23 protein-coding genes are annotated in these 16,655 nt (G+C 52.6%); 18 read left to right on the forward strand and 5 right to left on the reverse strand.

Annotation, left to right across the window (positions count from 1 at the left end; genetic code table 11):
* Positions 1-10: 10 nt before the first annotated feature.
* Positions 11-808 (forward strand): NAD kinase, encoded by a 798-nt coding sequence (locus KNP02_RS12110; protein WP_034776962.1) that lies wholly within the window; start codon positions 11-13, stop codon positions 806-808.
* Between the two features lie 3 nt (positions 809-811).
* Positions 812-1,678, forward strand: coding sequence for an RluA family pseudouridine synthase (locus KNP02_RS12115; protein WP_214709567.1), 867 nt, complete (start codon positions 812-814; stop codon positions 1,676-1,678).
* Positions 1,679-1,718: 40 nt separating this feature from the next.
* Here KNP02_RS12115 and KNP02_RS12120 read toward each other — a convergent pair whose 3' ends face one another.
* Positions 1,719-2,885, reverse strand: a complete 1,167-nt coding sequence (locus tag KNP02_RS12120; protein ID WP_214709564.1) for an FtsW/RodA/SpoVE family cell cycle protein — start codon at positions 2,883-2,885, stop codon at positions 1,719-1,721.
* 148 nt (positions 2,886-3,033) lie between these two features.
* Between KNP02_RS12120 and fabI the strand changes: the two genes are divergently transcribed.
* Together fabI and KNP02_RS12130 are read left to right on the forward strand one after the other, a co-directional pair.
* Entirely contained in the window at positions 3,034-3,807 is a 774-nt protein-coding gene (gene fabI / locus KNP02_RS12125; protein ID WP_214709562.1) for an enoyl-ACP reductase FabI, read from the forward strand.
* Positions 3,808-3,891: 84 nt separating this feature from the next.
* Positions 3,892-4,080: a hypothetical protein gene (locus tag KNP02_RS12130; RefSeq protein WP_211779706.1), complete on the forward strand. Its 189-nt coding sequence runs from the start codon at positions 3,892-3,894 to the stop codon at positions 4,078-4,080.
* Between the two features lie 2 nt (positions 4,081-4,082).
* On the opposite strand, the gene KNP02_RS12135 is transcribed toward KNP02_RS12130, so the two are convergent.
* A complete protein-coding gene (locus tag KNP02_RS12135) occupies positions 4,083-4,592 on the reverse strand; it encodes a YjcG family protein (protein ID WP_214709560.1) in 510 nt (169 codons plus the stop codon).
* Between the two features lie 176 nt (positions 4,593-4,768).
* On the opposite strand from KNP02_RS12135, the gene KNP02_RS12140 reads away from it, so the two are divergent.
* Genes KNP02_RS12140 through KNP02_RS12155 form a run of 4 tightly spaced genes read left to right on the forward strand, consistent with a single transcriptional unit; the run spans position 4,769 to position 6,616 of the window.
* Positions 4,769-5,314, forward strand: coding sequence for a phosphatidylglycerophosphatase A family protein (locus KNP02_RS12140; RefSeq protein WP_214709558.1), 546 nt, complete (start codon positions 4,769-4,771; stop codon positions 5,312-5,314).
* The gene (locus tag KNP02_RS12145; protein WP_251129317.1) at positions 5,314-5,898 is read left to right on the forward strand and encodes a phosphatase PAP2 family protein; all 585 of its coding nucleotides are present in this window, start codon (positions 5,314-5,316) and stop codon (positions 5,896-5,898) included. The genes KNP02_RS12140 and KNP02_RS12145 overlap by 1 nt, the downstream gene beginning before the upstream one ends.
* Positions 5,895-6,428 carry a hypothetical protein gene (locus KNP02_RS12150; RefSeq protein WP_214709554.1) on the forward strand — a complete coding sequence of 178 codons (534 nt, stop codon included), beginning with the start codon at positions 5,895-5,897 and terminating at the stop codon, positions 6,426-6,428. The genes KNP02_RS12145 and KNP02_RS12150 overlap by 4 nt, the downstream gene beginning before the upstream one ends.
* Positions 6,425-6,616, forward strand: coding sequence for a hypothetical protein (locus KNP02_RS12155; protein ID WP_214709552.1), 192 nt, complete (start codon positions 6,425-6,427; stop codon positions 6,614-6,616). Before KNP02_RS12150 ends, KNP02_RS12155 begins: the two co-directional genes overlap by 4 nt.
* A 28-nt stretch (positions 6,617-6,644) precedes the next feature.
* Here KNP02_RS12155 and KNP02_RS12160 read toward each other — a convergent pair whose 3' ends face one another.
* Both KNP02_RS12160 and KNP02_RS12165 read right to left on the reverse strand, forming a co-directional pair.
* Entirely contained in the window at positions 6,645-6,932 is a 288-nt protein-coding gene (locus tag KNP02_RS12160; RefSeq protein WP_029595769.1) for an FHA domain-containing protein, read from the reverse strand.
* A gap of 273 nt (positions 6,933-7,205) precedes the next feature.
* The gene (locus KNP02_RS12165) at positions 7,206-7,937 is read right to left on the reverse strand and encodes a hypothetical protein (RefSeq protein WP_138859683.1); all 732 of its coding nucleotides are present in this window, start codon (positions 7,935-7,937) and stop codon (positions 7,206-7,208) included.
* A 151-nt stretch (positions 7,938-8,088) separates the two neighbouring features.
* On the opposite strand from KNP02_RS12165, the gene KNP02_RS12170 reads away from it, so the two are divergent.
* From KNP02_RS12170 to nadE, 8 genes are all read left to right on the forward strand, one after another.
* Positions 8,089-8,658, forward strand: coding sequence for a GNAT family N-acetyltransferase (locus KNP02_RS12170; protein WP_034776985.1), 570 nt, complete (start codon positions 8,089-8,091; stop codon positions 8,656-8,658).
* Entirely contained in the window at positions 8,658-9,371 is a 714-nt protein-coding gene (locus KNP02_RS12175; RefSeq protein WP_214709550.1) for an alpha/beta fold hydrolase, read from the forward strand. Before KNP02_RS12170 ends, KNP02_RS12175 begins: the two co-directional genes overlap by 1 nt.
* A complete protein-coding gene (locus KNP02_RS12180) occupies positions 9,364-9,924 on the forward strand; it encodes an NADPH-dependent FMN reductase (RefSeq protein ID WP_214709548.1) in 561 nt (186 codons plus the stop codon). The genes KNP02_RS12175 and KNP02_RS12180 overlap by 8 nt, the downstream gene beginning before the upstream one ends.
* A 69-nt stretch (positions 9,925-9,993) precedes the next feature.
* Complete coding sequence (locus KNP02_RS12185) at positions 9,994-10,233, forward strand: hypothetical protein (protein ID WP_214709638.1); 240 nt, start codon at positions 9,994-9,996, stop codon at positions 10,231-10,233.
* A 71-nt stretch (positions 10,234-10,304) separates the two neighbouring features.
* Positions 10,305-11,396 (forward strand): virulence factor, encoded by a 1,092-nt coding sequence (locus KNP02_RS12190; RefSeq protein ID WP_214709546.1) that lies wholly within the window; start codon positions 10,305-10,307, stop codon positions 11,394-11,396.
* 243 nt (positions 11,397-11,639) lie between these two features.
* Positions 11,640-11,834, forward strand: coding sequence for a hypothetical protein (locus KNP02_RS12195; RefSeq protein ID WP_021066980.1), 195 nt, complete (start codon positions 11,640-11,642; stop codon positions 11,832-11,834).
* A 100-nt stretch (positions 11,835-11,934) separates the two neighbouring features.
* A complete protein-coding gene (locus tag KNP02_RS12200; protein WP_353047355.1) occupies positions 11,935-12,744 on the forward strand; it encodes a BsuPI-related putative proteinase inhibitor in 810 nt (269 codons plus the stop codon).
* A gap of 117 nt (positions 12,745-12,861) precedes the next feature.
* Positions 12,862-13,677 carry an ammonia-dependent NAD(+) synthetase gene (gene nadE, locus KNP02_RS12205; RefSeq protein ID WP_214709544.1) on the forward strand — a complete coding sequence of 272 codons (816 nt, stop codon included), beginning with the start codon at positions 12,862-12,864 and terminating at the stop codon, positions 13,675-13,677.
* 378 nt (positions 13,678-14,055) lie between these two features.
* On the opposite strand, the gene KNP02_RS12210 is transcribed toward nadE, so the two are convergent.
* Positions 14,056-14,445, reverse strand: a complete 390-nt coding sequence (locus KNP02_RS12210) for a disulfide bond formation protein B (RefSeq protein WP_214709542.1) — start codon at positions 14,443-14,445, stop codon at positions 14,056-14,058.
* A 110-nt stretch (positions 14,446-14,555) separates the two neighbouring features.
* On the opposite strand from KNP02_RS12210, the gene KNP02_RS12215 reads away from it, so the two are divergent.
* Entirely contained in the window at positions 14,556-15,434 is an 879-nt protein-coding gene (locus KNP02_RS12215; RefSeq protein WP_034776997.1) for a transcriptional regulator CcpC, read from the forward strand.
* Positions 15,431-16,552 (forward strand): N-acetyldiaminopimelate deacetylase, encoded by a 1,122-nt coding sequence (locus KNP02_RS12220; RefSeq protein ID WP_034776999.1) that lies wholly within the window; start codon positions 15,431-15,433, stop codon positions 16,550-16,552. Before KNP02_RS12215 ends, KNP02_RS12220 begins: the two co-directional genes overlap by 4 nt.
* Positions 16,553-16,655 lie beyond the last annotated feature (103 nt).

Here is a 16,655-nt window from a genome sequence, read left to right on the forward strand (position 1 = left end):
GGGCCAAGGCATGCAGTTTGCGATTGTAGCACGGGGAGACGCGCGTTCGGCCGATATTGCGCGCGAGTTGACGAATAAATTGACCGAAGCGGGGCATTCGGTCTCGAAAGAGCCGCGGATCGTCGTCTCGGTCGGTGGGGATGGAACGATGCTCCAAGCGTTCCACGAATATATCGACCGGCTCGATGATACGCTGCTCGTCGGGATCCATACGGGCCATCTCGGTTTTTACGCCGACTGGCAACCAGACGAGCTCGACGAGTTGACGGAAATGATCACGAGCGAATCGTTCGAACCGGTGTCTTATCCGCTCGTCGAGGTGCTCATCGATTACGAGGACGGGACGACCGAACGACAACTCGCCATGAACGAGTGTACGATTAAAAACTATAAACGTACGCTCGTCTGTGACTTGTCGATTCGCGACGATTATTTCGAGACGTTCCGCGGTGACGGGTTATGTATTTCGACACCATCCGGGTCGACAGCCTATAACAAAGCACTCGGGGGTGCCATCGTCCATCCGTCGATTGAAGCAATCCAAGTGACGGAGATGGCGTCAATCAATAACTTGGTGTACCGGACGATCGGTTCACCGCTCTTGTTGCCGAAGCATCATCAAGTGAAGATCGAGCCGCACACGAAAACAGAATTCGAACTCGCGTTCGATCACCAAGAAGCATTGTCTTGGTCGAACGTGCGCTCGATTCGCTGTGCGGTCGCGAAAGAAAAAGTGACATTTGCCCGGTTCCGCCCGTTCCCATTTTGGCGACGGGTCCGGGAATCGTTCATTGAGGAAGGGAAGTAACCGATGTACGGATTCACATTGCATCGCGTCGCGGGGACGAACGTCCCGCTGCGCGATTTTTTAATGACAGACTGCGGCATCTCGCGCAAGATGTTGACCCAAATCAAACAAGGGGGGCTCATCCTCGTCAACGGAGAGCCGCGGACGGTACGTTATGACATCAGCGAAGGAGATGATGTGACGGTCCATTTCCCGGTCGAACAGCCGGCGGAGACGATGGTCCGCTCGTCACGCCCGCTCACGATCCTGTTTGAGGACGACTATTTACTTGCCGTCGATAAACCGGCTGGGATCGCGACGATCCCGTCGCGGCTTCATCCCGACGACACGCTTGCCAATGCGGTGCTCGGATATTACGAGCGAATCGGATTGCAGTCGGCGATTCACGTCATCAATCGACTCGATCGTGACACGAGCGGCGTCGTCATATTCGCGAAATACGCATACGTGCACCATCGGTTCAGTGAATTGCAACAGACCGGCGGATTGTCACGGACGTATCTCGCTCTCGTCGAAGGTGAGGTTTCGCCACAGACGATCGACGCTCCCATCGGCCGTGCCCCGGATTCAATCATGGAACGAATCGTGACGGCAGACGGACAGCACGCCGTGACCCATATTCTCGAAGTAGAGCCACACGAGGCATATACAGCGCTGACGATCGCCCTCGAGACCGGACGGACGCATCAAATCCGCGTCCATCTGCGCCATATCGGGCATCCGCTCCTCGGGGATACGATGTACGGTGGTAAGACCGTACTCGACCGTCACGCGCTCCACAGCGCCTCGGCGACGTTTTGCCACCCGATGACGGGCGAGAGACTCGTCATTGAGGCGACATACCCGCATGATTTTCGACTTGAAGCATAATACAAACAGTCCCGCACTCGGATGAGTGCGGGACTATTGTTTAGTCGTCGTCGAACATATACGTTTTTGATTTAGAGGCAACGTTCATGACGAGGCCGACGGCAATCATGTTCATGAGTAACGACGTCCCGCCGTAACTGATGAACGGGAGTGGCAAACCGGTGATTGGAAGTACCCCAATCGTCATGCCGATGTTTTGGAACACTTGGAACGTGAACATGGCGACGATGCCGGTAACGATATAGCTGCCGAACGGGCTGCTCGACTCGAGGGCGATATGGATCATGCGATACAAGAACAAGAAGAAGACGATGATGACGATCGCGGCACCGATAAAGCCGTAGTGCTCGGCGATGACGGCAAAGATAAAATCGGTTTGGGATTCGGGCAAATAGACGAGCCCTTGGCCGTAACCGGCCCCAAACATTTGTCCCGAGCCAATCGCTTGGAGCGATTTGATGAGCTGGAACGCCAAATCGTCCGAATACTCGTACGGATAAATCCAGGCCTGAAAACGGTTGAGCGCGTGACCAGGGAAAATCTTCGAGAGCGTCTCGAACTGGAAGAAGAACAGATACATGAATCCGCCGATGGCGATTCCGGCCGCTGTGAACAGGCCGAGGAGCCACTTCCAACCGATCCCGGAGACGATGATGACCGCACCGAGCATCGTGATCAAGACGAGTCCAATCCCGAGGTCAGGCTGTGTAACGATGAGCCCGAGCGGCGGCAATGTCACGAGCACGAGTTTCGTCAACAGCCACGTGTCGAGCTGCGATGTGCCGAATCGTTTGTTATGGTCATAGATGATGGTCGACATCGTGATCAACAAGAACAACTTCATGAACTCTGCCGGTTGGAAGCTGAATCCCGGCAAGTTATACCAGCCATACGCCCCGTTGATGTTCGGGACGAGCGTCGTGTCGCGGAGCGGGATGAGCCCACCGAGTAAAATCAGACCGAACGCATATAAAAACCAATGAATCTTTCGAAGCTGTTCATATTCGATCGTCATGACGACAAGCATCGCCACGAACCCGATGACATACCAAGTGGCTTGTTGGACGGCAAAGTTGATGCCTTGCAGGCGGACAGGGAGCATCGGCTGGGCCGTGTAGATGGCTCCGAGGCTAATCACCATCAAAAAGAAGACGATGGTCAACAGCGTCGTGTCCAAACTTTTAAAATAAGATTGAATGCGGTTCATGTGGAGTCGTGTCACCCTTTCTATACGTATTTATCTTACATTAACTAAAAAAAATCGCAATACGTTCTGAGTCGGTTGACAAAACAGACACCGTTCTGTAATCTTATAACAGATATTATCACCAGGTACTAAAAAAGGGGAGTTTACAATGTCAATCTATCCAACGTTAACGAATAAGACGTATGTCGTCATGGGAATTGCCAATAAACGCTCGATCGCATGGGCGATCGCGAAGACGCTCGACGCGGCAGGTGCGAAGCTCGTCCTTACGTATGCGGCCGAACGGTTCAAATCAGGTCTTGAGTCGCTTGCGGCCGATTTGAACGGAGAGGCCCTACTTTTAGAATGCGACGTCACGAACGACGAAGCGATCGATACGACGTTCCGTACGATTCACGAACAAGCAGGGCCGATTCAAGGAATCGCCCATTCAATCGCATTCGCGGACAAAGAGGCGCTCCGGGGTGAATTCTCTGAGATGACGCGCAGGCAGTTCGCCCAAGCGCTCGATATCTCGGCTTACAGCTTGACGGCTGTCGTCAAAGCAGCGAAACCATATTTCGCCGCTGACGCCGCGGTCATCACGCTTACGTATCTCGGTGGAGAACGCGTCGTGCCGAACTACAACTTGATGGGCGTCGCGAAAGCCGCGCTCGACTCGAGCGTCACATACTTGGCGAACGAATACGGCCCTCAAGGCGTCCGCGTCAACGCCATTTCAGCTGGTCCGATTCGCACGCTTTCGGCAAAAGGCGTCGGTGACTTCAACAGCATCTTGTCTGAACTTGTGCAGAAGGCACCACTTCGTCGCAACGTCTCGGCAGAAGAAGTGGCATCGACCGCATTGTTCCTCTTGTCTAGCATGGGCAGCGGCGTGACGGGAGAAGTCATCCACGTCGATAGCGGCTACCATATTTTATAAGTTTGGGAAAGGGTGCGGCAATGCGCCCTTTTTTGTATTATCGTGGAACGGTTTCGGGTAAGGACCTGTGAGGGAGGGGAAGTCATGGGTCCTTATCAGGTTGATTTCACAGTCGTCCAATACGGGAATCGCCAAGTCCAACCAACTGAACGGGCAAGCATCGAACCGGTGACGCGCATCAAGCGGGTACAGCGGATTCGGCCTCGGCAAGAAGAATGGTTAGAAGCCGAACAACAGAAAAGCCCCGGTCGTCTTATCGACCGGAGCGTCTAATATTATCCGCGGAACCGGAACGTCTCATAGACGTTCCACGTTTCGTTTTCGAGCTCATACATGACGGCCATACGGTTGACCGTTTCCTCGAAATGAACTTGCTCCATGCGCATCCGTTCGAGCACGTCGAACAGTTCGGCATCGGCCAAGTCTTGACCGATTGTGATATGCGGCAGGAACTCGTATTTCGGCGGCTGATTGAGGACGCCTTCATGTAATTTTTGTTGGAGCGTCGCCAATTCGCGTGTCGGTAACACTTTTAAGTAGAGGACGTTATTCGTCGGTGCGAACGAGCGGACACCATCAATCTTCAATTGGATCGGCTTCGTCTCGTCGGCGACTTGCTGCAAATATTCGAGCACTCTCGGCAAGTCGGCTTCGTCTACTTCCGTACGCTCTTTAACCGTCACGTGTGGTGAGATGAGCGCGTACTTTGTATCGTAACGCTTCCGATACGAGTTGGCGAAATCTTGAACTTGTTTTGATGGAAATAAGACTACCCCAATCTTCATTCCAGTTCCCCCTTTAATAGTGGTCTTCCCATTTATGATGAACGATTTATGGAGGGAAGTCAAAGCGGGCTTAGTCTTTTTTTCGATTTTTCAGTATAATGGAATGGAAGTACGATGAGGACGTATCATGTCCTCGAGAGGAAAGGATGTGGAGCGGGACGAGCGCCCGCCTAATTATGAAAAATGTACCGCACTCACGAGACGTACGCGAGGCCGCACGGGCTCGCTTGATTGAACGGGGCGTATCGATTGAATCGATCGCCGAGATCGTCTATCAAATGCAGGCGCCGTATTCGCCACACTTGTCATTGAAAGACTGCACGGAATCGGTCGAGGCCGTGTTAGATAAACGAGAGCTCCAACATGCGATTCTCGTCGGATCAGAACTTGATATTCTCGCCGAACGCGGACAGTTGTCTGAGCCACTGTTATCAATCGTGGCATCGGACGAGGGCTTGTTCGGTGTCGATGAGACGATTGCCATCGGAGCCGTCAACACATATGGTTCCATCGCCGTCACGACGTTCGGATACTTAGACAAAGCGAAAATCGGTATCATCAAACAACTCGACACGAAAATGGAAGATGGTCAAGTCCATACGTTCATGGACGACCTCGTCGGCGCGATCGCGGCGAACGCATCGGGACGCTTGGCGCACCGCTTGCGCGATATGACCGACTTTGGCGAAGACGAGATACGGGAACGGAAAGGCTTGTATTAATGACACCGCGCTCAAACATGTTGGCGATCACCGGGGCGACCAGTTTCGTGCTCTTCTCGGTGGTCGTTGTTTTAGGTTGGGTGGTGCCGGTTGATCGCTTCGTCACGTCTACGCTTGACCCGCTCGCCGGTCCGCTGTTCGTCTATGTGACCGAGCTCGGCAGCGTGAAGGTATTGATCGGCCTGTCGTTTATCGGCATGCTTTATTTTTTGTGGCGGGGCGATCGGTTCGAGGCGTTTCGTTTACCGATTGTCGTCATTACGACGCTACTTGTGACGCAAGGGCTGAAACTCATCTATGGTGTCGACCGGCCGTCGATCGATGCGGCGCTCGACGCGACGACGTACAGTTTCCCAAGCGGTCATGCCTCAGGGTCACTCGCGTTGTATGGACTGCTCGCCGTATTGGTGTATCGACGGAATGAGACCGTCGCCGGCTTGATTCTGCTCGTCACAATTACGTTGGCCGTCTCGTTCAGCCGGGTCATCTTGAACGTCCATTATTTTAGTGACGTCATCGGAGGCTGGCTCGTCGCCCTTGTCATCGTGGCGGTGTCAGAAATGGTAAGGAGGAAACAAATTTGATTCTTGTAACACAAGTCGAAACATGGTTGTTTATGGACCGTGACCGGGCTGATGCGGCGGAAGCGCCGACGATTCTGGTCGAAAAGGATGCGTCCGGAGCCAAATCGTTCACCGCGATGCGGACATTGTTCCAACTGAAGAAGTGGACAGGGCAACACCGCTTCGTGCCGCTCTTGTCGTGTGATGAAGCGGCTTATCGAGCCTACGAGGTGTTTCATGTCGATGCCAAGCCTCCGTTCGCCATCATTGAATCGGGACATGTATTGATGAAGGACAATGAGCGGGATGAGGCCTATGAAGGCGCCCTGCGCGACGCAGGTGTCACGACAGACCGCGAGCGGATCGCGTTCGCAGCGGATTACCTTGAACGGGAACTCGGTGAACCGGTCATACTCGCCATCGATGAGGCGATCACGTCGCATCCCCGCGTGCCAGATGACGTATGCGTACCGGGAAATGTGACGCAGACAAGTGAACGGCTGTTCGCTTGGGCGAACCGACAACAAGCGGAGAGAGGTGACGTACGATGAACGAGTGGGAACATAAGATCCAAGCACTACTCGACGGTTCGGTCGAAGAGTTACTCGTGCCAAAAGACGATTTTTTGACGGTCCGCTCGCTGTTGATCGACAAGGGCTGGATGTTTGAAGTCGTCGGGGAAGCGAAACACGGGGGCGTCACAATTTATCGGAAGAACAAACAAAGCGCGTCCTCTTAAGAGGAACGCGCTTTGTTTGTTTAGGCATTTAGGCGTTAGAAGCCAACTTGATTTTTTGTCGTTTTAACTTGTGTAATAACCAGGCATGTAACACTTCACAAGAATGGTGAGGAAGGGTCAGTTCAACGAGCGGGTGTGACTGACCGAATATAGTGAAGCGCGAATGGTCCTCGTCGAGCATCGATACTTGAATATCGGTCGCTTCTTGAAGCGAAATCCGTTGCTCGCCGGCTACTGCATCTTTTAGTTTCAGCATTTTTCCATTCGTCGCAAACTTGGTGAACGAAGACATTCCCTGTACTTTCAGTTGTTCCATCTCGTGTATCTATCCATCCGCATGATGAATAGATTTTCACCTCGCTTTCTCTATATTGCCTTCCATTCCTCCAGAAGGTTATTCCTAGTATACCGCCCTCGCGATAAAAGAAAAGAGTTAATTTAACGAAAAATTAAGACAATTTGTTATCAATTTTTAAAAATAGTGTCACAGGCGCATCGCTAAGGGATTTAAGGTGTAATCCGTATGGGCGGGATAACAAAAAAGAACCTGATGAGATCAGGTTCGACAAAGATTCATGCAGGGATGAACTTAAAAGCGTTCGATCTCCCACGTGCGCCGGCGATACGTCAATTGTCCCTTCAACGCAATCGATTCCTTCTTCGCGTCAAAGTCTTCCTCGAGGACGGACATGTCCTCGTATCGGCCCGCGACATAGAAGGCGATCGACACGTGGCGATTGAATAGACTCCGTTTCGTATGGTCAAAGTCGATGATCAGGCCTTGCGGTGACAACGCCAAAATTTCATCGATCACCGGGAGGGGGATGGGGACGAAACTGATGTTACGGATGTCCCGATCGAGTTTGCTTTGCAAGACGCTTTGGAGAAACTGGCTAATCGTCGACCAGTCTCTGATGTAGAGGCTGCTGTGACGGTCGTTCGACTCGTTGAAGAAAGCGATCTCGTTTTGAATCGAGTTGAGGAACGGCCCCTTCAAACCTCGTTCCATGTGGCTGAGGAACAAAATCTCGGCGATTTCATGGTCTGATAACGATTCGAGCAGGTGGTAGTCGGGAAAGTCGATAGCAGTGAAGCTTGTTTGATTGTTTAAGTATTTCGTCGAGAACGTCGACAGTTCGTGCGCCTCGATATAGCGAAACCGGGTCCGGGACGACTGTCTCATCCCTTTTATGTCCGTGCGACAGATGATCATCGGGCGAGCGAGTGATAGCGCCTCGGTGACATCGCTCAGCGTCACGCCGTGAAGTGTAAAACGTTGCAGTTCTCGGTCTTGTTTAATATAGAACAACTGTTTTGACATGTTTATCCCCTCAGTTCAAAGTCACTATAGTTTGATTTTAGCAAATCCCTATCGAGTGCGCCATGTTTGAGCGGTTCGGGAGGATTGAGATGATGGTTTTTTTGGGAAAATGGTTATAATTGAGGAAAAGAAGCAGAAAGGCGGATTCCATATGTGGGGGTTGAAAAAAAGTTTTCCTGAACTCATAACGAGTCGGTTCATCTTAAGAGAACTCGAACCCCGTGACGCGAGGGCGCTCTATGTGATTCTCTCGACCGAGGAAGTGATGCGCTATTACGGGTCTGACCCTTTATTGGCCGTATATGAGGCGAAGAACGTTATCGCTTATTTCAAAGACCAGTTTCAACAAGGCAAAGCGATCCGCTGGGCGATCTGCGACCGTGAGACGAACGAACTGGTCGGGACCATCGGCTTTCATAACTGGACGCCCCAATACTTTCGTGCCGAGATCGGCTTTGAGGTTGCGCCGAACCACTGGCGTCGCGGCGTTGCGCATGAGGCGGCATCGGCCGTCATCCGGCACGGGTTCGACGAGTTCAAGTTTCATCGCATCTCGGCGCTCGTCGCCCCGGAAAACGAAGGGTCGAACCGGTTGGTGCAGAAGCTTGGATTCACGGAAGAGGGGCTACTTCATGATTATGCCTATAGTCATGGCCGTTTCATGGACTTGACGATGTATCGTCTCTTGAAAGAGGAATGGAATGAGAGGGAGGAAAGATGATGAGACAACTTGTGCTGTTACACGGTTTATGTGGGTCACCTGACTACTTTGAGGAACTTATCCCGTTGCTTGATGCGGAAGTATATGCGCTGACGCTGCCAGGTCATGCTGGAACCGAAGCAGGACCTGAGACGATGGACCAGTTCGCGGATTGGGTGGTCGCCGAGATGCGGCTCCGAGAACTCGACCGGCCGATCGTGCTCGGCCATTCATTCGGCGGCTACATCACGACAAACCTCGTCCGCCGTTATCCGACCGAGTTGTCGGGATTCGGTTTGATCCACTCGACGGCAGCGGCTGACCCGGAAGAAACAAAAGCCAAACGCAATCAAGCGATTGAACGAGTCATGGAAGAAGGGGTCCATCCGTTCATCGATACGATGATTCCCGGCGTGTTTGCGGCTGATTCCGACACTAGCTTGATTGAACGCGCGAAACAAATCGGGTATGAGATGTCGAAGGAAGGGGTCATGTCTGCCCAGCTCGCGATCCGCGATCGGGCCGACGAAACGGAGACCGTGCGTGAAACGGGATTGCCCGGACTATTCCTCTATGGGGACAAGGATCCGAACATGGGCGCGGATCGTGCTTTCTTAGGCGCAGAACATCACACGAAACAAACCGTCCCAAGCAGCCATATGGGGATGATGGAGGAGCCTGAATTAGAAGCGCGACTCATCAACGATTGGCTTAAGGAGGTGCGACATGTCTAAATTCAAACTTGTCGCCGTGTCAGGGAGTCTTCGGAAAGCATCGTTCAATACGGCGTTGCTCCACTCGATTATCGAGCTCGGCCGTGACCGCTTCGATGTCGAAATCGCTTCGATTGAGATGCCGCTCTATAACGCCGACTTGATCGACCCGGATGAACCCGAAGTCGTGCGCAACTTCAAACGAGCTGTGCGTGAGGCGGACGGTCTGCTCGTCGTCACCCCGGAATATAACCACAGCATCCCGGGTGTGTTGAAGAACGCAATCGATTGGCTGTCGCTCGAACCAGGCACGCCGCTCCGTGAGAAACCGGTCATGATTGCCGGGGCGTCTCCGGGCATGCTCGGGACGGCGCGATGTCAAATTCATCTCCGTCAAGTATTTGCCACAAATCGTGCTAACGTTTTACCAGGAAATGAAATCTTTATCACGCAGTGTAAAGAAAAGATTGATGATACTGGATTGCATGATGAAAAGTCGCGGCAACAAATCGACCGAGTATTATCGGAGTATTACAATTGGATTGAATTTTGGAAGCGTCAAGCAAAAAATTAACTTGAAGTCGCCCTGATTGTTTGATAGAAATGAATTGTGAAAACAAACACAAAGGGAGCGACAGCAAAAATGGAAACGTATATTGAACTGTACAATGGCGGCGAGTTAGAGGACCGGGCAGTCATCAATGACGGGATGACGTTCGGCCGGGTCACGATTGTGGAATTATTCTATCAGACGGGCCATATTTTCGGATACGTGAAGGCCGATGGAGAGAAACATTTCTTCCTCGAGCCGGTCGCCGGGGACGATACGTTCATCGTCGAAGGAGATCGTTATTCGCTCCAACAGTTCATCGCCCTATTTTGATGTTCACGACGCAAGCGACTCGCTTGCGTTTTTTTGTCGTTTTCGTCACGATTGAAAGTGAGGTGATGAGGATGAAACTAGTAGCAATTGAACCAACTCCAAGTCCAAATAACTTGAAAATTATCGTGGAGCCGGCTTTCACTGGCCGAGGCGTCACGTATGACAAGGCGAGCCGTGACATGCCTCCGATTATCGAGGACATCGTCGGGTTGCGAGGGGTCAAGTCGGTCTATGCGGTTTCCGACTTCCTCGCCGTCGAACGCCATCCAAAACATGATTGGCACGACGTTATGAACGAGATTCGTCGCGCGTTCGGGGAAGACGTCCCGGAAGTCGAGGCGAACCAGATGGCGGCGGACTATGAACCGGTCCACGTATCGGTCCAGTTCGTACTCGACGTCCCGATGCAGTTGAAACTCGTCAAAGGTGACACCGAAAAACGTGTCGGTCTGTCGAAGCGGTTCGTCGACGCGGCGCTCGACGTGCAAGCACAAGTGAAAAACGTCATTCAAGACCGGCGTTGGGTCGAGCAAGCTCCGCGTTACGGAGAGCTCGAGGACGTGAGCGTCGTCGCGCAAGAAGAACTCGAGGCGGCTTATCCCGAAGAACGGGTCGCGCGCATCGTCGCCCGTGCGTTCGGCCGGGAAGCCGACTATGAAGCGAATGCGAACCAGTTGCAATCAGACGATTGGAAAGCGCGATTGGCGTTCTTGGACGAACTCGAGATTGTCCCGTACAACATGGTGTACTTCCGCCGTGCGCTCGAGGATAAAGTGATGGCGATCCGTCGACAAGCGGTCGTCATGATCGGCATGTTCGAAGAAAACCGCGAAGAGTACGTCACGTATATCGAACAGGCGCTCGTGGACTCGTCACCGATCGTCCGTCGTACGGCCGGCGATACGGTATCGGATTGGGCGTTGCCACAGTCGCAGCCGTCGATGATCGAGGCGCTCAAAGACAAGAGCAAGCTTGTCCGTTGGCGGGCCGCCCGGTTCTTGTTCGATTGTGGAGATGAGCAAGCGGTGCCGGCATTGAAAATTGCCGAGGACGACCGCGAGTTCGAGGTTTCTCTTCAAGCCCGTCTCGCGAAAGAGCGAATCACGAGTGGAGAGACAGCGCTTGGGACGGTGTGGCAACAAATTTCGAATCGAACGAAGTAACAATCATTCGACAAACAAATATTTAATTTTTTTACAGTTACAGGGAAGAGAGACGAATCCTCATGCGATTCGTCTCTCTTTTCTCGTATTCAATTTGATAATTCATCCAAATGACTAACAATCGATACCAGTTATTCGACAGTTGGGTAAACGGGTCTTTTGGCCTGTCGAACGATGGGACGTTTTTCCTTGCGAATCGTTGATACACTAAACATATCTTATACCAACAAAGGAGCCATACTCATGATGCTTTTTGCAGAAACCCCAGAACTCGTAGCCTATAAGGAAGTCGTCGATGGTATGATCACGGTCATCTTTGAGTCGATTCACAGTGAGACGTTCTCAATCTCTGCACAAGTTCGTTCCGACATCGACGTCGCCGACGCGTTGTTCATGACTGGTTGGCAACAGTACGTGGAAAACGTCCAAGTTTCATAATAAAGGTGAATAATATACGTAAACCCATTACAAACGTCTGCACGAACGTTTACACTAGTGCTATAGACGTTTTTTTATTTTTCAGAGGAGAGTGGGATACGTGAAGAAGACTTGGTTATTGGCCATCGTCACGGCGATGATATTGGTTGTGGCGGCGTGCAGCAAAGAAGAAGCGAACCCGAGCGATGTGGACGACACCGCGTCGACACCGCCTGCTTTATTGACGCTCGATACGGACGTGAGCTACGATGCCGAATCGAAACAACTGTCGACGACGGTGTCGATGACAAACCCGAACGAAGAACCGGTCAAGGTAACGTTCAACTCGTCTCAACGGTTTCAAATGACGGTGATGAACGGTGATACGACCGTCTTCGATTACGGCAGTGAATATATGTTCACGGAATCGATTATCGAAGAGACGTGGGAGCCAGGCGAGAAGAAAGTGTTCGATGAAGTGTTCCCGCTCACGCTCGAAGCCGGGGACTATACAGTCGATTTCGTCGGACTGGCCCAAGTCGACGGTGCACCTGAAATGGCGGTCACGGATCAACAGACTTTGACGGTCGAAGCGGCGGAGCCACCGGCAGAAGAGGGAACGAGCGAAGAACTGGCGGAAGAGCCGACGGAAGAGCCGAGCGATCAGCCGGCCCAAACGAACGGTGCGTTCCGCGATGTCGCCATCAAACTGAACGGTAACGCGATCGACGTGTCTGGCTACACGGACGTCGAAGAGTTTGAGTGGAGTGTGTCGGACGGTCATAACCTGTATGCCCAAGGCGCGGCAGAAGTGACGAGCGGCGGCTTTACGTTCGGCGTTCTATTGGACGAAGAACCTCCGGTCGGGAAAACGCTGTTCTTGGAGATGACACCAATTGGCGGAGACGTAGCCTCGTTCCGCATCCAATAAGCGAACGATGGAAACTGAGGTTTCCGTCGTTTTTTTTCGGGAATGAAACAAGTTGACGGCACCCCCAGATTGTCAGACAATTAGGCAAACCGATATCAGTTAGGGAGGAAGTTGAGTATGCAGCAACATATTATCGAATCGACACATGTCAAACCATCGATTAACCCGGCCGAAGAAATTCGTCTTCGGACCAATTTTTTAAAGGCTTATGTTAAACGGGCAGGGGCGAAAGGGCTCGTCCTTGGCATCTCGGGTGGACAGGACTCGACGCTCGCCGGTAAACTCTGTCAGCAGGCGATGGAAGAGTTGCGTCAAGAAACGGGCGCGGAGTACACGTTCTACGCCGTCCGTCTTCCATATGGGGAACAACATGACGAAGCGGATGCGAAGCGCGCCCTCGAATTCATCCGTCCGGACAAGACGTTCACGGTCAACGTGAAGCCGGCCGTCGACGCCTCGGCTGAAGCGTTCGCACAAGCGACCGGTCTTGAACTCGGTGACTTCCATAAAGGTAACACGAAAGCACGCGAGCGGATGAAAGTTCAATACGATATCGCCGCCACGTTCGGCGCGCTCGTCGTCGGTACGGATCATGCGGCTGAATATGTGACCGGCTTTTACACGAAGCACGGCGATGGGGCTGCCGACTTGACGCCGCTCACCGGACTCAACAAACGCCAAGGCAAGGCGTTGCTCCATGAACTTGAAGCGCATGAGAGTTTAATCTATAAAGTGCCGACGGCTGACTTAGAAGATGACAAGCCGGGACTCCCGGACGAGGTCGCTCTCGGGATGACGTATGATCAGCTCGATGACTACTTAGAAGGCAAAGAGATCGACCCGGCCATCGCCGAGCGGATCGAGACGATCTTCAAGCGGTCGCGCCATAAGCACCATATGCCAGCCTCGCTCTACGACGAGTGGTGGCAGTAATCAAAAAGAACCAGCCCCCGGGTTGGTTCTTTTTGATGTAAAGTTTACGATCCGTTCCTTTTGGCGCCCATGCTTTCAGCAGGCAATCCCGAAGCCTCCTCGCGCCGAATCCGGCACTGCGGGGTCTTCGTCGGATTGCTTTCCTGCATGAGTCAGGGCGCCACGGGACGGATTGCGGAGGCTTTCATAGTATACAGGCCAATCGATGCCATGGCCGGCGCCCGAACTCTTAGGGGAGAGCGAGACAAGGATGAGCCCGTAAAGCGCGATTTTGCGCTGCGGAGGCATTCGCATCGCCCTTGGAACGGAGGGTGCCAGCAAAGGAATGGCCATAAAAAAGAACCGAGCCATAGCCGGTTCTTTTTTACGTACGATCCATTAGCGCTTCGAGCGTGTCGGCACGAATTGGATGAGCAAGATGAGCGTGAACGCGATCAAGCTGAGGAGCGGGATTGTAAGAAATCCAAAATAGTTCACCCAACGAATCAAGCAGTCGTTGCTGCAGAAGGCGTCACCGTTCGGGATCCGTTCGAGAATGACGTGATAGAGGGCGATTGCCCATCCCGCACCGGCCATGAGACCGACGAACAATTTGTTAACGGAACGGTTAGACAGGAGCACTGTCAAATAATAAATGGCGAGCGGATACATAAATATGCGTTGGAACCAACATAACTTACATGGCACGTACAGCATGATCTCTGAGAAATAAAGGCTGCCGAGCGTCGCGATGGTGGCGACAATAAAGGCAAAATGATGACGTTGCATCTGATTTCCTCCTGACGATTCAAAACTAATCGACAAACATGATATGATACAGTGAAGCAATAACGTATCCAGTATACAATCTTTGAAACGATAGAGAAACAGGTGACGTCATGCAAGTATCAGAAGTGGAAGTATTGATCGTCCTCGCCGAGGAGTTGAACATGCGCAAAGCAGCGGAGCGGTTATTCGTCTCCCAGCCCGCGCTCAGTCAACGTCTCGTCACGATCGAGCACCAATGGGGTAAAAAGATATTCGTCCGTTCGACGCGCGGGCTCGCGCTCACACCAGACGGAGAAAAAATCATCGACTTCGCAAAGAAGATGTACAGCGAAGAACAGGAGCTGCGTGGGGAGTTGACGGCGCAACAAGGTGAGGTGTACGGTACATTAAAAATCGCCGTCGCATCCATCATGGGACAGTATTGGCTGCCCCGCGTCTTGAAACGATTCATGGAGCGGTATCCGTCGGTCCGGGTCAAACTCGTCACGGGCTGGTCAAGCGAGATGATGCGCTATATGCTAGAAGAAAATTTTCATATCGGTATCATCCGGGGGAACCCTGACTGGCGCGGCGAGAAGATGAAACTGTTCTCAGATTCGCTCCACTTGGTCGATATGCGGATGACCGATTTAAAGCAACTCAAAAACAACGAGCGCTCGTTCATTCAATTCAAGAGCGACTCGACGTATTATCAAGAGATTCTCGAATGGTGGCAGGAACGGTTCTCGAGCCCGCCGCTGACGACGCTCGTCGTTGATCAGATTGAGACGTGCAAACAGATGGCGCTCCACGGAATTGGCTTCGCGATTTTGCCGGAGTCGACGATTCGAGATGTCGAGGCGATCAATAAGATTCCGCTCACCTCGTCGAACGGGACACCGCTCGTCCGAGATACGTGGATGTTGTCGACCGAATCGATGCTCGAGTTGGCGCAAGTGAAGGCATTTTGGGAAATCGTGGACGAAGTGACAAAGGAGAGTGTGGAATGAGTTGGGCAATTGAAGCAAGACGGCAGTTACATTTGATTCCAGAACGAGGTTATGAAGAGTTTAAGACACAGGCGACGCTTGAGGAGTTGATCCGGTCCCTGAACTCGCCGCGGGTGCATATCTCACACTGGCGCACCGGTCTGTTCGTCCGGGTTGATGGGCTTGTCGGTGAGAAGACGATTGGGTACCGAGCCGACATGGACGGCTTGCCGATCACAGAAGAGACAGGACTCGAGTTCGCCTCGGTCCATGAGGGGATGATGCACGCCTGTGGTCACGACGTTCACATGGCGATCGCCCTTGGGTTGATCAAACGTGCCGTCGAGGAGCCGCTCGACCACGACCTCGTCATCTTTTTCCAACCGGCAGAGGAAGGTCCGGGCGGTGCCGAGCCGATGGCCGTGTCGGAACTGTTCTATCATTTCCGTCCCGATGCAATGTTCGGCCTTCATGTGGCTCCGGAATATCCGGTCGGCACGATCGCCTCGCGCCCGGGTGTCTTGTTCGCGAGTGCGCGTGAACTGCATCTGACGATTCACGGGAAAGGTGGTCACGGGGCCTTCCCACATGCCGGGATTGACGCCGTGATCGTCCAAGCTGCCTTAATCATGCAACTTCAAACGGTCATCTCACGGAACATCGATCCGATGGGGAGTGCTGTCATCTCGATCGGTAAGGTTGCGGCCGGCACCAAAGAGAACATCATCGCCGACACGGCGAAACTCGACGGGACGATCCGGGCGCTGTCGGATAAGGAGATGGTCGTGCTCGAAGGGCGTATCCGTCAAATCATCGCCGGAGTGGAGATGACGTATAACGTTCAAATCGACCTTGAGTTCGGCAATCGCTATCACGAGGTCGTCAATGACGAACGTTATTTGTTCCAGTTTGAAGAAGTAGTCGAAGAGGTCGGGTATTCGTACAAGACGTGTGTCCCCGCCATGACCGGCGAAGATTTTGGTTACATGTTAAAGCAAGTACCGGGCTTCATGGTTTGGCTTGGCGTGAACGATATGGGTTCAGGGCTTCATCAATCAACGCTCAATCCGGACGAGCGGGCGATCGATGTCGCCATCGAGCTGTTCGATCATTTCTTTCGAACAGCGATCATTAAATGAAGGGAGCGGACATGATAAACTGTACCCTGAGTAGTAGACACTAAAAAAAAGTCTACTGCTCAGGGTTTTTGTGTACACTGGACTAAATCATATTGGGAGTGAA

It is taken from the genome of Exiguobacterium sp. s40, from assembly GCF_018617905.1.
In the GTDB taxonomy this organism is placed as follows: Bacteria; Bacillota; Bacilli; order Exiguobacteriales; family Exiguobacteriaceae; genus Exiguobacterium; species Exiguobacterium mexicanum_A.